The 14,568-nt window shown below is 54.1% G+C and carries 11 protein-coding genes; 10 read left to right on the top strand and 1 reads right to left on the bottom strand.

The genetic code is table 11. From position 1 onward, the window contains the following. Nucleotides 1–85: 85 nt before the first annotated feature. The 5 genes from HV334_RS22985 to gntU all read left to right on the top strand — a co-directional run bounded on the left by HV334_RS22985 (nt 86) and on the right by gntU (nt 5,173). Complete coding sequence (locus HV334_RS22985) at nt 86–1,123, top strand: oxidoreductase (RefSeq protein ID WP_181220936.1); 1,038 nt, start codon at nt 86–88, stop codon at nt 1,121–1,123. A gap of 123 nt (nt 1,124–1,246) precedes the next feature. Beyond that, entirely contained in the window at nt 1,247–1,942 is a 696-nt protein-coding gene (yhhW, locus tag HV334_RS22980) for a quercetin 2,3-dioxygenase (RefSeq protein WP_016154822.1), read from the top strand. A 223-nt stretch (nt 1,943–2,165) separates the two neighbouring features. Next, nucleotides 2,166–3,161: a gluconate operon transcriptional repressor GntR gene (gene gntR, locus HV334_RS22975; RefSeq protein WP_016157654.1), complete on the top strand. Its 996-nt coding sequence runs from the start codon at nt 2,166–2,168 to the stop codon at nt 3,159–3,161. A 141-nt stretch (nt 3,162–3,302) separates the two neighbouring features. Then, nucleotides 3,303–3,833 (top strand): gluconokinase, encoded by a 531-nt coding sequence (gntK, locus tag HV334_RS22970; RefSeq protein WP_003023475.1) that lies wholly within the window; start codon nt 3,303–3,305, stop codon nt 3,831–3,833. Beyond that, a complete protein-coding gene (gntU, locus tag HV334_RS22965; protein WP_016154820.1) occupies nt 3,833–5,173 on the top strand; it encodes a gluconate transporter in 1,341 nt (446 codons plus the stop codon). Before gntK ends, gntU begins: the two co-directional genes overlap by 1 nt. Before the next feature lie 233 nt (nt 5,174–5,406). On the opposite strand, the gene yhgN is transcribed toward gntU, so the two are convergent. Then, on the bottom strand, nt 5,407–6,000 hold the full coding sequence (gene yhgN, locus HV334_RS22960) for an NAAT family transporter YhgN (protein ID WP_181220935.1): 594 nt from the start codon (nt 5,998–6,000) through the stop codon (nt 5,407–5,409). A 191-nt stretch (nt 6,001–6,191) separates the two neighbouring features. On the opposite strand from yhgN, the gene asd reads away from it, so the two are divergent. From asd to glgA, 5 genes are all read left to right on the top strand, one after another. Continuing rightward, nucleotides 6,192–7,298 (top strand): aspartate-semialdehyde dehydrogenase, encoded by a 1,107-nt coding sequence (asd, locus tag HV334_RS22955; RefSeq protein WP_016154818.1) that lies wholly within the window; start codon nt 6,192–6,194, stop codon nt 7,296–7,298. Nucleotides 7,299–7,662: 364 nt separating this feature from the next. Next, the gene (gene glgB, locus HV334_RS22950) at nt 7,663–9,846 is read left to right on the top strand and encodes a 1,4-alpha-glucan branching enzyme (RefSeq protein ID WP_016154817.1); all 2,184 of its coding nucleotides are present in this window, start codon (nt 7,663–7,665) and stop codon (nt 9,844–9,846) included. Beyond that, nucleotides 9,846–11,822, top strand: coding sequence for a glycogen debranching protein GlgX (glgX, locus tag HV334_RS22945; protein WP_019078135.1), 1,977 nt, complete (start codon nt 9,846–9,848; stop codon nt 11,820–11,822). Before glgB ends, glgX begins: the two co-directional genes overlap by 1 nt. 13 nt (nt 11,823–11,835) lie before the next feature. After that, nucleotides 11,836–13,131 (top strand): glucose-1-phosphate adenylyltransferase, encoded by a 1,296-nt coding sequence (glgC, locus tag HV334_RS22940; protein ID WP_016154815.1) that lies wholly within the window; start codon nt 11,836–11,838, stop codon nt 13,129–13,131. Beyond that, on the top strand, nt 13,131–14,564 hold the full coding sequence (gene glgA / locus HV334_RS22935) for a glycogen synthase GlgA (RefSeq protein WP_016154814.1): 1,434 nt from the start codon (nt 13,131–13,133) through the stop codon (nt 14,562–14,564). The genes glgC and glgA overlap by 1 nt, the downstream gene beginning before the upstream one ends. Nucleotides 14,565–14,568 lie beyond the last annotated feature (4 nt).

Below are 14,568 nucleotides of genomic sequence, written 5' to 3'. Positions count from 1 at the left end.
AGCGCCATCCGGCAAAGAATCCAACATTCAGTCTCCAGCCGCTTTGCGCTATGGTGTAGACAATCACCTTCGAAAGGATCGTCTCATGACCTTACACTGCGCATTTATTGGTTTTGGTAAAAGCACCACTCGCTACCATTTGCCGTACGTCCTCAACCGCAAAAATAGCTGGCATGTCGCGCACATTTTTCGCCGCCACGCCAAGCCGGAAGAGCAGGCGCCACAATATTCACATATTCACTTCACCAGCGACCTTGACGAGATCTTAAACGATCCGGAGGTGAAGCTGGTGATCGTCTGTACCCATGCTGACAGCCATTTTGAATACGCCAAACGCGCGCTGGAAGCGGGTAAAAACGTGTTGGTTGAGAAACCCTTCACGCCGACGCTTGCGCAAGCAAAAGCACTGTTCGAACTGGCGCAAAGCAAAGGGCTGACCGTTACGCCATATCAGAACCGTCGTTTTGATTCCTGCTTCCTCACCGCTAAAAAAGCGATTGAGAGCGGCAAGCTCGGCGAAATTGTTGAGGTTGAAAGCCATTTCGATTACTACCGCCCCGAGGCGGAAACCAAGCCGGGACTGCCGCAGGACGGCGCATTCTATGGTCTGGGCGTACACACCATGGATCAGATTATCTCGCTGTTCGGTCGTCCCGATTGCGTGGCCTATGACATCCGCAGCCTGCGCAACAAAGCGAATCCGGACGATACCTTTGAAGCACAGCTGTTCTACGGCTCTCTGAAAGCCATTGTTAAAACCAGTCACTTGGTGAAAATCGACTATCCGAAGTTTATCGTTCACGGTACCAAAGGCTCGTTTGTGAAGTACGGCATCGACCAGCAGGAAACCAGCCTGAAGGCCAATATCATGCCTGGTGAGCCAGGTTTCGCTGCTGACGATTCCATTGGGATGCTGGAGTACGTTAACGATGACGGCCTGACGGTAAAAGAAGAGGTGCAGCCGGAAGTGGGGGATTATGGTCGCGTCTATGATGCGCTTTACCAGACGCTGACAGCCGGTACGCCTAATTACGTCAAGGAATCTGAAGTTCTTACCAACCTGGAACTCCTCGAACGCGCCTTTGAACAGGCTTCTCCGGCGACGATAACTCTCGCCAAATAGCCTGCGCAGACTCCTCTGAGCTTGTTCATTTTTTTTGAACAGAGGAGTCAATTTTCACCCTCTATGATCCCCGGCGGATTGAGTCCACACTTACTCCATCGAAAACATCTGGGGGTGAACACAATGATCTACTTACGCAAAGCTAATGACCGTGGCCACGCTAATCATGGCTGGCTCGATTCCTGGCATACCTTCTCTTTTGCCAACTACTATGACCCAAACTTTATGGGGTTCTCGGCACTGCGCGTGATTAACGATGACGTGATCGACGCAGGTCAGGGCTTTGGTACTCATCCCCATAAAGACATGGAAATCCTGACTTACGTGCTGGAAGGCGCGGTGGAACATCAGGACAGCATGGGGAACAAAGAGCAGGTTCCGGCCGGTGAGTTCCAGATTATGAGCGCCGGGACGGGGATCCGTCACTCGGAGTACAACCCGAGCAATACTGAGAAGCTGCATCTGTATCAGATTTGGATCATGCCGCAGGAAAACGGTATTACCCCACGCTATGAGCAGCGCCGTTTTGATGCCGCTCAGGGTAAACAACTGGTGCTGTCGCCAGATGCCCGTGATGGTTCGCTGAAAGTGTACCAGGATATGGAACTGTACCGTTGGGCACTGATCAAAGATGAGCAGTCGGTGCATCAGATTGCCGCTGAACGCCGCGTCTGGATCCAGGTAGTAAAAGGTAACGTGACAATTAACGGAACCAAAGCGACCACCAGCGATGGTCTGGCAATCTGGGATGAACAGGCCATTTCTATTCATGCCGACAGCGACAGCGAAGTGTTGTTGTTTGATCTGCCGCCAGTATAAAAATACACGGCATCCTTCAAGCTGCATCTGTGTTGGCTTTCCTCGCTCACCCCGGTCGCGTACTTAATGTACGCTCCCGGGGATTTACTGCGTCGCCGCCTTGATGCAACTCGAATGATTTTGTGTATTTCTCACAATAAAAAACTCCTTTTTTTCTCTGCGAAGGTTCACGCACGTCCGTGGTAAACTGGGGGAATCTATCCCTTTTTAACGCTTCAGGACGATGAAAAAGAAAAGACCCGTACTTCAGGATGTAGCCGACCGCGTGGGCGTAACCAAAATGACGGTCAGCCGCTTTTTGCGTAACCCGGAGCAGGTCTCCGTGGCGCTGCGGGGCAAAATTGCCGCTGCACTTGATGAGCTGGGTTATATTCCCAATCGCGCTCCTGATATCCTTTCTAACGCCACCAGCCGCGCTATCGGCGTGCTGTTACCGTCTCTTACTAACCAGGTTTTTGCTGAAGTGCTACGCGGCATTGAGGCTGTCACTGACGCTCATGGTTATCAAACCATGCTGGCGCACTACGGCTATAAGCCTGAGATGGAACAAGAGCGTCTGGAATCGATGCTGTCGTGGAATATTGATGGCCTGATCCTCACCGAACGTAGTCATACACCCCGTACGCTGAAAATGATCGAGGTTGCCGGTATCCCGGTGGTTGAGCTGATGGACAGCCAGTCCCCATGTCTTGATATTGCCGTGGGCTTCGACAACTTCGAAGCCGCGCGTCAGATGACAGCCGCTATCATCGCCCGCGGGCACCGTCATGTTGCCTATCTTGGCGCACGCCTTGATGAACGTACTATCATCAAACAGAGAGGCTACGAGCAGGCAATGCGCGATGCCGACCTGGTGCCGTACAGCGTGATGGTGGAGCAGTCCTCTTCCTACTCCTCCGGTATTGAACTTATCCGTCAGGCGCGGCGTGAATACCCGCAGCTTGATGGTGTCTTTTGTACCAACGATGACCTGGCGGTAGGGGCGGCCTTCGAATGCCAGCGTTTAGGGCTGAAAATCCCTGATGACATGGCGATTGCCGGATTCCACGGTCACGACATCGGGCAGGTGATGGAGCCGCGTCTGGCGAGCGTGCTCACGCCGCGTGAACGCATGGGCAGCATTGGCGCAGAACGTCTGCTGGCGCGCATCCGCGGTGAAGCCGTCACACCTAAAATGTTAGATTTAGGTTTCACCTTGTCACCGGGCGGATCTATTTAAGCCAACAAGTTTGAAGTAGCTCACACTTATACACTTCGAGCACGAATGGATATTGCTTCTCTATTTATCCGGCTGGACAATGTTACCGATAACAGTTACCCGTAACAATTTCCTGATTCTTGTACCAGTGGGGGCAACGCTTTGAGCACGACTAATCATGATCACCACGTTTACGTTCTGATGGGCGTATCGGGCAGCGGTAAATCTGCTGTCGCCAGCGAAGTGGCGCATCAACTGCAGGCCGCGTTTCTTGATGGCGATTTTCTCCATCCGCGCAGCAACATCATGAAAATGGCTTCCGGTGAGCCACTCAACGATGACGACCGCAAACCGTGGTTACAGGCGTTGAATGACGCCGCCTTTGCGATGCAGCGTACCAACAAGGTTTCGCTGATCGTCTGTTCCGCCCTGAAAAAAGTCTACCGCGACCAGCTACGCGACGGTAACCCGAACCTCTCTTTCATCTATCTGAAAGGGGATTTTGACGTTATCGAAAGCCGCCTGAAAGCGCGTAAAGGCCACTTCTTCAAAACGCAGATGCTGGTGACCCAGTTTGAAGCGCTGGAAGAACCGGGTGCGAATGAAAACGATGTACTGGTGGTCGATATCGATCAACCACTGGACGGTGTGGTCGCCAGCACCATTGAGGTTATTAACCAGGGCAGTAAGTAGTGAGTACATTAACGCTTGTTTTAACAGCAGTAGGGTCCGTTTTATTACTGCTGTTTTTAGTGATGAAGGCGCGTATGCACGCCTTCGTTGCTTTGATGGTGGTATCCATTGGTGCAGGTCTCTTTTCCGGTATGCCGCTCGATAAAATCGCGGCGACCATGGAAAAAGGAATGGGAGGCACGCTCGGTTTCCTGGCGATTGTTGTGGCGCTGGGGGCGATGTTCGGCAAGATTTTGCATGAGACCGGCGCTGTCGATCAGATTGCCGTCAAAATGCTGAAATCCTTCGGTCACAGCCGCGCACATTATGCGATTGGCCTGGCCGGTCTGATTTGCGCGCTGCCGCTATTCTTTGAGGTGGCGATTGTGCTGCTGATTAGCGTGGCATTCTCAATGGCGCGCCATACGGGGACAAACCTGGTTAAGCTTGTGATCCCGCTGTTTGCGGGCGTAGCGGCTGCTGCGGCATTTCTGCTGCCTGGGCCTGCGCCGATGCTGCTGGCCTCTCAGATGCACGCCGACTTTGGCTGGATGATCCTGATTGGCCTGTGTGCCGCGATTCCGGGCATGATTATCGCCGGGCCGCTGTGGGGGAATTTCATCAGCCGTTACGTCGAGCTGCACGTACCGGAAGATATTTCCGAGCCGCATTTGGGCGAAGGCAAAATGCCATCCTTTGGCTTCAGCTTATCGCTTATCCTGCTGCCGCTGGTGCTGGTGGGACTGAAAACTATCGCCGCACGCTTTGTTCCGGTCGGTTCTACAACCTATGAGTGGTTCGAGTTTATCGGTCACCCGTTTACCGCGATTCTGGTTGCCTGTCTGGTGGCAATTTACGGTCTGGCGGTACGCCAGGGCATGCCAAAAGACCGCGTGATGGAGATCTGTGGTCATGCGCTGCAGCCAGCGGGGATTATTCTGCTGGTGATTGGTGCGGGCGGTGTATTCAAACAGGTTCTGGTTGATTCTGGCGTCGGTCCGGCGCTGGGCGAAGCGTTAACCGGTATGGGTCTGCCGATTGCCATCACCTGCTTCGTGCTGGCGGCGGCGGTGCGTATCATTCAGGGTTCCGCGACTGTGGCCTGCTTAACGGCGGTCGGTCTGGTGATGCCGGTGATTGAGCAACTGAACTACTCCGGTGCCCAGATGGCGGCACTGTCTATCTGTATCGCGGGCGGCTCTATCGTGGTCAGCCACGTTAACGACGCTGGTTTCTGGTTGTTCGGTAAATTTACCGGTGCGACCGAAGCGCAAACGCTGAAGACCTGGACGATGATGGAAACCATCCTCGGCACGGTCGGTGCGATTGTCGGTATGATTGCCTTTCAACTGTTGAGCTGATGGCATTGCCCGGTGGCGCTTGCGCTTACCGGGCCTGGAAACGAGCACACATCCACACCGTAGGCCGGGTAAGCGCAAGGATGCGCGGCGATTTTCCTGCCGGAGAGCCTGGATTGTTAAGGGGGCTGCGTAGCCCCCTTAACACGTTCACTGGTGACGTCAGAGAAGTAATGAGCATAACGTGAACGGAACTGTTCTCCGGGTAACATGCTATCTGAGCCAAAAAGGAGAGATTACCCCTTAATCCACATCCTTACGCCGTCGAGGAACATCTGGGTAGCCATCATCACCAGAATCAGCCCCATCAGGCGCTCCAGTGCGTTCACCCCTTTCTCGCCCAGCAGGCGTAAAAACAGCGAAGACTGCAGCAAAATCACAAAAGTACCACCCCAGGCGATCAGCAGCGCAATCACCAGATGCCCCATCTGGTTCGGATACTGATGTGATAACAGCATTAATGAAGCCAGGATTGTCGGACCGGCTACCAACGGGATCGCCAGTGGCACGATAAACGGCTCTTCGCCTGCCGGAAGCCCGGTGCTATTCCCGGTGGCGCTGGGAAAAATCATCTTAATGGCGATCAGGAACAAAATGATGCCCCCGGAGATCGAAACGGTTTCCGCGCGCAGGTTAAGAAATGCCAGTATTTTCTCGCCAGCAAACAGGAATATCAGCATCACCAACAGCGCAATGAACAGCTCGCGAATCATAATCGCGCGGCGGCGTTTTGGTTCGGTATGTTTCAATACGGACATGAAAATGGGCAGATTTCCGAGCGGGTCCATAATAAGGATCAATAAAACTGCCGCTGAAATGATTTCATTCATAACTCAAATTCCCTTACTATTACCACGGACTTTCTGCTTGCTTGCGCAGCGGGATAAGTCGCATTACTGATGGCTTCGCTATCATTGATTAATTTCACTTGCGACTTTGGCTGCTTTTTGTATGGTGAAGGATAGGCCAGTAGGATACTGGTTAGCATACACAGCACACATCTCTGCAGGAAAAAAACGCTATGAAAAATGTTGGTTTTATCGGCTGGCGCGGTATGGTCGGCTCTGTTCTCATGCAACGCATGGTTGAGGAGCGTGACTTCGACGCCATTCGCCCTGTTTTCTTTTCTACTTCCCAGCTCGGGCAGGCGGCACCGACATTCGGTGGAACCACGACCGGCACGCTTCAGGACGCTTTTGATCTGGATGCGCTGAAGGCGCTCGATATCATCGTGACCTGTCAGGGCGGCGATTATACCAACGAAATCTATCCAAAGCTTCGTGAAAGCGGTTGGCAGGGTTACTGGATTGACGCGGCCTCTTCGCTGCGCATGAAAGACGATGCCATCATCATTCTCGATCCGGTTAACCAGGATGTCATCACTGACGGCCTGAACAAAGGTATTAAGACCTTTGTCGGCGGTAACTGTACCGTTAGCCTGATGCTGATGTCCCTCGGTGGCCTGTTTGCCAATGACCTGGTTGACTGGGTTTCTGTGGCGACCTATCAGGCGGCCTCCGGCGGCGGCGCGCGCCATATGCGCGAACTGCTGTCCCAGATGGGTCATCTGTATGGCCATGTGGCCGATGAACTGGCAACCCCTTCCTCTGCTATTCTCGATATCGAACGTAAAGTGACGACCCTGTCCCGCAGCGGTGAACTGCCGGTTGATAACTTTGGCGTACCGTTGGCCGGTAGCCTGATTCCGTGGATCGACAAACAACTTGATAACGGTCAGAGCCGCGAAGAGTGGAAGGGACAGGCTGAAACCAACAAAATTCTTAACACCTCTTCCGTGATCCCGGTTGATGGTCTGTGCGTGCGCGTCGGTGCGCTGCGCTGCCACAGCCAGGCGTTCACCATTAAACTGAAAAAAGATGTGTCTATTCCGACCGTGGAAGAACTGCTGGCAGCGCACAATCCGTGGGCCAAAGTCGTGCCAAACGATCGGGATATCACCATGCGTGAGTTAACCCCGGCGGCCGTTACCGGCACGCTGACCACGCCAGTAGGCCGTCTGCGTAAGCTGAATATGGGACCGGAGTTCCTGTCAGCCTTTACCGTGGGCGACCAGTTGCTGTGGGGTGCTGCAGAGCCATTGCGCCGTATGCTGCGTCAGTTGGCGTAATGTGGGACGGCCTGATGACGCCACGTTTATCAGGCCTACAAACGACGCGAACCACCTGGCCGGATCAGTCAATACGGCTCTCCGGCAGAGGGATTGCGTGTTTTAACAATGGGTGCTGAGTCACCCATTTTTTTGCGTAATACAGGAGTAAGCGCAGATGTTTCATTTTTTACCAGGAGTAAGATAAAGCATTGGCTATTCTTTAAGGGTGACTTAGTACCGGAGGTATTAAGTTGTTGCCTGAAGGTGGGACGACGCAGAGAGGATGCACAATTGTGCTGCGCCGTTCAGGTCAAAAAAAGTGTCACTACCTGATGTCGAAGATCAGTTGGAAGGCGTGACACCATAAAACAGGATGACAACCATGTCCGTTCGTATCGATAGAGACGTGATTAATGCGCTAATTGCAGGCCATTTTGCGGATCCTTTTTCCGTACTCGGTATGCACCAAACTGACGCTGGACTTGAAGTCCGCGCCCTATTACCTGACGCCACCGAAGTGTGGGTGATCGAACCCAAAACCGGACGCAAAGTCGGCAAGCTGGACTGCCTCGACTCTCGCGGTTTTTTCTGTGCTGTACTTCCCCGCCGTAAAAATTTCTTTCGCTATCAGTTAGCTGTTGTCTGGCATGGACAGGAGAATCTGATTGATGACCCTTATCGTTTTGGCCCGCTGATCCAGGATATGGATGCCTGGCTGTTATCTGAAGGTACGCACCTGCGACCTTACGAAACGCTGGGCGCGCATGCGGATACCATGGATGGCGTAACCGGTACACGCTTCTCCGTCTGGGCGCCTAACGCTCAACGCGTGTCAGTGGTTGGGCAGTTCAACTACTGGGATGGACGTCGCCACCCGATGCGCCTGCGCAAAGAAAGCGGTATCTGGGAGCTGTTTATCCCCGGCGCGCAGCATGGTCAACTGTATAAATACGAGATGATCGATGCGAACGGTAAGCTGCGAATCAAAGCGGACCCTTACGCCTTCGAAGCGCAAATGCGCCCGGAAACCGCGTCGCTTATCTGCGGTCTGCCGGAAAAAGTGGTGCAAAGCGAGGAGCGAAAAAAAGCCAACCAGTTTGATGCGCCGATCTCTATCTATGAAGTGCACCTGGGCTCATGGCGTCGTCATACCGATAACAACTTCTGGCTGAGCTACCGCGAACTGGCGGATCAACTGGTGCCTTACGTCAAGTGGATGGGCTTTACCCATCTCGAACTGTTGCCGATTAATGAGCATCCGTTCGACGGTAGCTGGGGCTACCAACCTACCGGTATGTATGCGCCGACCCGTCGTTTCGGGACGCGTGATGATTTCCGCTATTTTGTGAATGCCGCGCATCAGGCCGGACTGAACGTCATTCTCGACTGGGTGCCGGGCCATTTCCCGTCGGACGACTTTGGTCTGGCAGAGTTTGATGGCACCAATCTGTATGAGCATAGCGACCCGCGCGAAGGGTATCACCAGGACTGGAACACGCTGATCTACAACTACGGTCGCCGTGAAGTCAGTAACTATCTGGTAGGCAATGCCCTGTACTGGATTGAACGTTTTGGTATCGATGCGCTGCGCGTAGATGCCGTGGCGTCGATGATTTATCGCGACTACAGCCGTAAAGAAGGGGAGTGGGTCCCGAACGAATTTGGCGGTCGTGAAAACCTCGAAGCCATTGAGTTTTTACGTAATACCAACCGTATTCTTGGCGAGCAGGTGCCGGGGGCCGTGAGCATGGCGGAAGAGTCCACCGACTTTGCCGGCGTTTCAAGGCCGCAGGATATGGGCGGTTTAGGATTCTGGTATAAGTGGAACCTCGGCTGGATGCACGACACGCTGGACTACATGAAGTTGGATCCGGTTCATCGTCAGTTCCATCACGATAAGCTGACCTTCGGCATGCTGTACAACTACACCGAAAACTTTGTCCTGCCGCTGTCGCACGATGAAGTGGTACACGGTAAAAAATCAATTCTCGATCGCATGCCGGGGGACGCATGGCAGAAGTTTGCCAACCTGCGCGCCTACTACGGCTGGATGTGGGCCTTCCCGGGCAAGAAACTGCTGTTTATGGGCAACGAGTTTGCTCAGGGGCGTGAGTGGAACCATGACGCCAGCCTCGACTGGCATTTGCTGGAAGGCGGCGATAACTGGCACCACGGCGTACAACGTTTGGTGCGCGATCTGAACCTTACCTATCGTCATCACAAAGCGCTGCACGAGCTTGATTTTGACGCCTATGGCTTCGAGTGGCTGGTGGTAGATGACAAAGAACGTTCGGTGCTGGCTTTCGTTCGTCGTGACAAAGTCGGTAATGAAATCATTGTTATCAGCAACTTTACGCCAGTACCTCGCCACGGCTATCGCTTCGGTATCAATCAGCCGGGCAAATGGCGCGAGATCCTCAATACCGACTCGATGCATTATCACGGTAGCAATACCGGTAACGGCGGCGCGGTGCACAGCGATGAAATCGCCAGTCATGGTCGTCAGCACTCACTGAGCCTGACGTTGCCACCGCTGGCAACGATCTGGCTGGTGCGGGAGGGATAATGACGCAACTGGCAACCGGCAACGCCACCCCCCATGGTGCAACGTATGACGGCCATGGCGTCAATTTCACCCTCTTTTCGGCCCACGCTGAACGCGTTGAATTATGCGTATTCGATGAGCAAGGCTGCGAACTCCGCTACGACCTGCCGGGGCGTAGCGGCGATGTCTGGCACGGCTATCTGGCCAACGCCCGTCCCGGTCTACGCTATGGCTATCGCGTACATGGTCCGTGGCAACCGCAGCAGGGCCACCGGTTTAATCCGGCGAAACTGCTGCTTGACCCTTGCGCGCGTCGGGTGGATGGCGAGTTAAAAGATAACCCACTGCTGCACGGTGGGCTGAATGAACCGGATCATCATGATAATGCCGCCATCGCGCTGAAGGGCGTGGTGGTGTCCGACCATTATGACTGGGAGGATGATGCCCCGCCGCGCACGCCGTGGGGCAATACCGTAATTTACGAAGCGCATGTCAAAGGGCTGACGTATTTGCATCCTGACCTGCCGGAAGAAATTCGCGGGACCTACAAAGCGCTGGGTCATCCGGTGATGATCGACTATTTCAAGCGCCTCGGCATTACCGCACTGGAGCTGTTACCGGTGGCGCATTTCGCCAGCGAACCGCGGCTTCAGCGACTGGGCCTGTCAAACTACTGGGGCTACAACCCGGTGGCGATGTATGCGCTGCATCCGGCCTATGCCAGCTCGCCGGAGAGTGCGCTTGATGAGTTTCGCGACGCGGTAAAAGCGCTGCATAAAGCGGGTATTGAGGTCATTCTCGACATCGTTTTAAACCACAGCGCCGAGCTGGATCTCGAAGGACCTGTCTTCTCGCTGCGCGGAATTGATAACCGTAGCTATTATTGGATCAGAGATGATGGCGATTACTACAACTGGACCGGTTGTGGGAACACCATCAATCTGAGCCATCCTGGCGTTGTGGAATACGCATGCGAGTGCCTGCGCTACTGGGTTGAAACCTGCCATGTGGATGGTTTTCGTTTTGATTTGGCTTCCGTCATGGGGCGTACGCCTGAGTTTCGTCAGGATGCTCCGCTGTTTACCGCGATCCAAAACTGTCCGCTGCTCTCACGCGCCAAGCTGATTGCGGAACCGTGGGATATTGGTGAAGGCGGGTATCAGGTGGGGAATTTCCCCCCGCCGTTTGCCGAGTGGAACGACCATTTCCGCGATGCAACGCGACGTTTTTGGCTCCAGCGTAATCTCTCGTTGGGCGAGTTTGCCGGACGTTTTGCTGCATCCAGCGACGTGTTTAAACGCCCGGGCCGCAATCCCAGCGCCACGGTCAATCTGGTGACCGCGCATGACGGTTTTACGCTACGCGACTGCGTTTGCTTCACAAATAAGCACAATGAAGCGAATGGTGAGGAAAATCGCGACGGCACTAGCAATAACTACAGTGACAATCATGGTAAAGAAGGATTAGGCGGCTCGCTGGATCTGATTGAGCGGCGGCGCGACAGCATTCATGCGCTGTTAACCACGCTGTTGCTCTCCCAGGGGACGCCGATGCTGCTGGCGGGTGATGAGCATGGTCATAGCCAGCACGGTAATAATAACGCTTACTGCCAGGATAACGCCTTAACCTGGCTGGACTGGCAGCAGGCAAACAGTGGGCTAACCACATTTACCGCCGCGTTGATTCATCTGCGCCGGCAAATACCTGCATTAACAGGCGATTGCTGGTGGGAAGAGGGCGATGGCAATGTTCGTTGGCTGAATAAGTACGCACAACCCTTAAGTGCGGATGAGTGGCATAACGGCCCGAGGCAGATGCAAATCCTGCTTTCAGATCGTTTCCTGATTGCAATAAACGCCACGCTTGAGGTGACAGATATCGTTTTACCTGAAGGGGAATGGCACGCCATTCCCCCATTTGCCGGAGAGGATAATCCGGTGCTTACGGCGGTCTGGCAGGGACCTGCGCACGGACTGTGTGTGTTCCAGAGAAGATAAAAAGGAGTTAGTCATGGTAAGTTTAGAGAAGAACGATCGTGTAATGTTGGCGCGCCAGCTGCCATTAAAATCTGTTGCCCTGATCCTGGCCGGTGGCCGCGGTACTCGCCTGAAAGATTTAACCAATAAGCGTGCCAAGCCTGCCGTGCACTTTGGCGGTAAGTTCCGCATTATCGATTTTGCCTTATCCAACTGTCTTAATTCCGGGATCCGCCGTATCGGCGTGATCACTCAGTACCAGTCACACACGCTGGTGCAGCATATTCAGCGCGGCTGGTCGTTCTTTAGCGAAGAGATGAACGAATTCGTCGATCTGCTGCCTGCCCAGCAGAGGATGCAGGGTGAAAACTGGTATCGCGGTACTGCGGATGCGGTGACCCAAAACCTGGACATCATTCGACGCTATAAAGCGGAATATGTGGTGATCCTCGCGGGCGATCATATTTATAAGCAGGACTACTCACGCATGCTGATCGACCACGTTGAGAAAGGCGCGCGTTGCACAGTGGCCTGTATGCCTGTGCCTATTGAAGAGGCCAGCGCGTTTGGCGTAATGGACGTGGACGACACCGATAAAATTATCGAATTCGTTGAAAAACCCGCCAACCCGCCAGCGATGCCTAATGATCCGACCAAATCGCTTGCCAGTATGGGGATCTACATCTTCGACGCCGATTATCTGTATGAACTGCTGGCGGAAGATGATCTCGATGAAAAATCCAGTCACGATTTTGGCAAAGACATCATCCCGAAAATCACCGAAGCTGGCATGGCATATGCACATCCATTCCCATTGTCCTGCGTACAGTCTGACCCGGAATCCGAGCCGTACTGGCGCGATGTGGGAACGCTGGAAGCCTACTGGAAAGCAAACCTCGATCTGGCTTCGGTGACACCTGAACTGGATATGTACGACCAGGACTGGCCAATCCGTACGCATATGGAATCACTGCCGCCGGCGAAATTTGTTCAGGACCGTTCCGGTAGCCACGGAATGACGCTGAACTCGCTGGTCTCCGGCGGCTGTATTATTTCTGGTTCGGTGGTAGTGCAGTCCGTTCTGTTCCCGCGAGTGCGGGTGAATTCATTCTGTAACATTGATTCGGCAGTGTTGTTACCTGAAGTGTGGGTGGGACGTTCGTGCCGCTTACGTCGTTGCATTATCGACCGCGCCTGCGTTATTCCTGAAGGCATGGTGATTGGTGAAAACGCGGAAGAAGATGCTCGTCGTTTCTACCGTTCAGAGGAAGGTATTGTACTGGTCACGCGTGAAATGCTGCGCAAACTGCAGATCAAACAGGAGCGATAATGCAGGTTTTACACGTTTGTTCAGAGATGTTCCCTTTGTTAAAAACCGGGGGACTGGCGGATGTTATTGGGGCGTTACCCGCAGCGCAAATCGCGGACGGTGTGGATGCCCGCGTGCTGCTCCCGGCGTTTCCTGATATCCGTCGCGGCATTCCCGATGCGCAGGTAGTGACGCGTCGCGATACCTTCGCCGGACGTATTACGCTGCTGTTCGGGCATTTCAACGGTGTGGGCATTTACCTGATTGACGCGCCGCATCTCTATGACCGTCCCGGTAGCCCGTATCACGACACTAACCTGTTTGCGTATACCGATAACGTGCTGCGTTTTGCGCTGCTGGGTTGGGTCGGCAGTGAAATGGCCTGTGGCTTTGACCCATTCTGGCGCCCGGATGTAGTGCATGCGCACGACTGGCATGCCGGTCTGGCCCCGGCGTATCTGGCGGCGCGCGGCCATCCGGCGAAATCGGTGTTCACCGTGCACAACCTGGCGTATCAAGGCATGTTTTATGCAAAGCATATGGATGACATCCAATTGCCATGGTCGTTCTTTAACGTGCACGGACTGGAGTTTAACGGGCAGATTTCTTTCCTGAAGGCCGGGTTGTACTACGCCGACCACATTACGGCGGTCAGTCCGACCTACGCGCGGGAAATTACCGAGCCGCAGTTTGCCTACGGCATGGAAGGTCTGTTGCAGCAGCGTCATCGTGAAGGACGTCTTTCCGGTGTGCTGAACGGCGTTGATGAAAAAATCTGGAGCCCGGAAACCGATCTGCTGCTGGCGTCGCGGTATACGCGTGAAACGCTGGAAGAGAAGGCGGAGAACAAACGCCAGCTACAGATCGCGATGGGACTTAAGGTTAACGACAAAGTGCCGTTATTTGCCGTAGTCAGCCGCCTGACCAGTCAGAAAGGGCTGGATCTGGTACTGGAAGCGCTACCGGGGTTGTTAGAGCAGGGTGGACAACTGGCATTGCTCGGCGCGGGCGATCCGGTTTTACAGGAAGGTTTCCTCGCCGCGGCGGCGGAACATCCGGGACAGGTGGGCGTACAGATTGGCTATCACGAAGCCTTCTCGCACCGCATCATGGGTGGGGCCGACGTTATATTGGTTCCCAGCCGTTTTGAGCCGTGTGGCTTAACGCAGTTGTATGGACTGAAGTACGGCACGCTGCCGCTGGTGCGGCGCACCGGTGGGCTGGCTGATACGGTCTCTGACAGTTCGCTGGAAAACCTGGCGGATGGTATCGCCAGTGGGTTTGTATTTGAAGATAGTAATGCCTGGTCGCTGCTACGCGCGATTCGGCGTGCTTTCGTATTGTGGTCCCGGCCTTCGTTGTGGCGGTTTGTACAACGTCAGGCCATGACCATGGATTTTAGCTGGCAAGTCGCGGCGAAGTCATACCGTGAGCTTTACTATCGTTTGAAATAGATAT

The organism is Citrobacter sp. RHBSTW-00944, assembly GCF_013615435.1.
Classification (GTDB): Bacteria; Pseudomonadota; Gammaproteobacteria; order Enterobacterales; family Enterobacteriaceae; genus Citrobacter; species Citrobacter braakii.
This window is presented reverse-complemented; position numbering and strand designations above follow the sequence as displayed.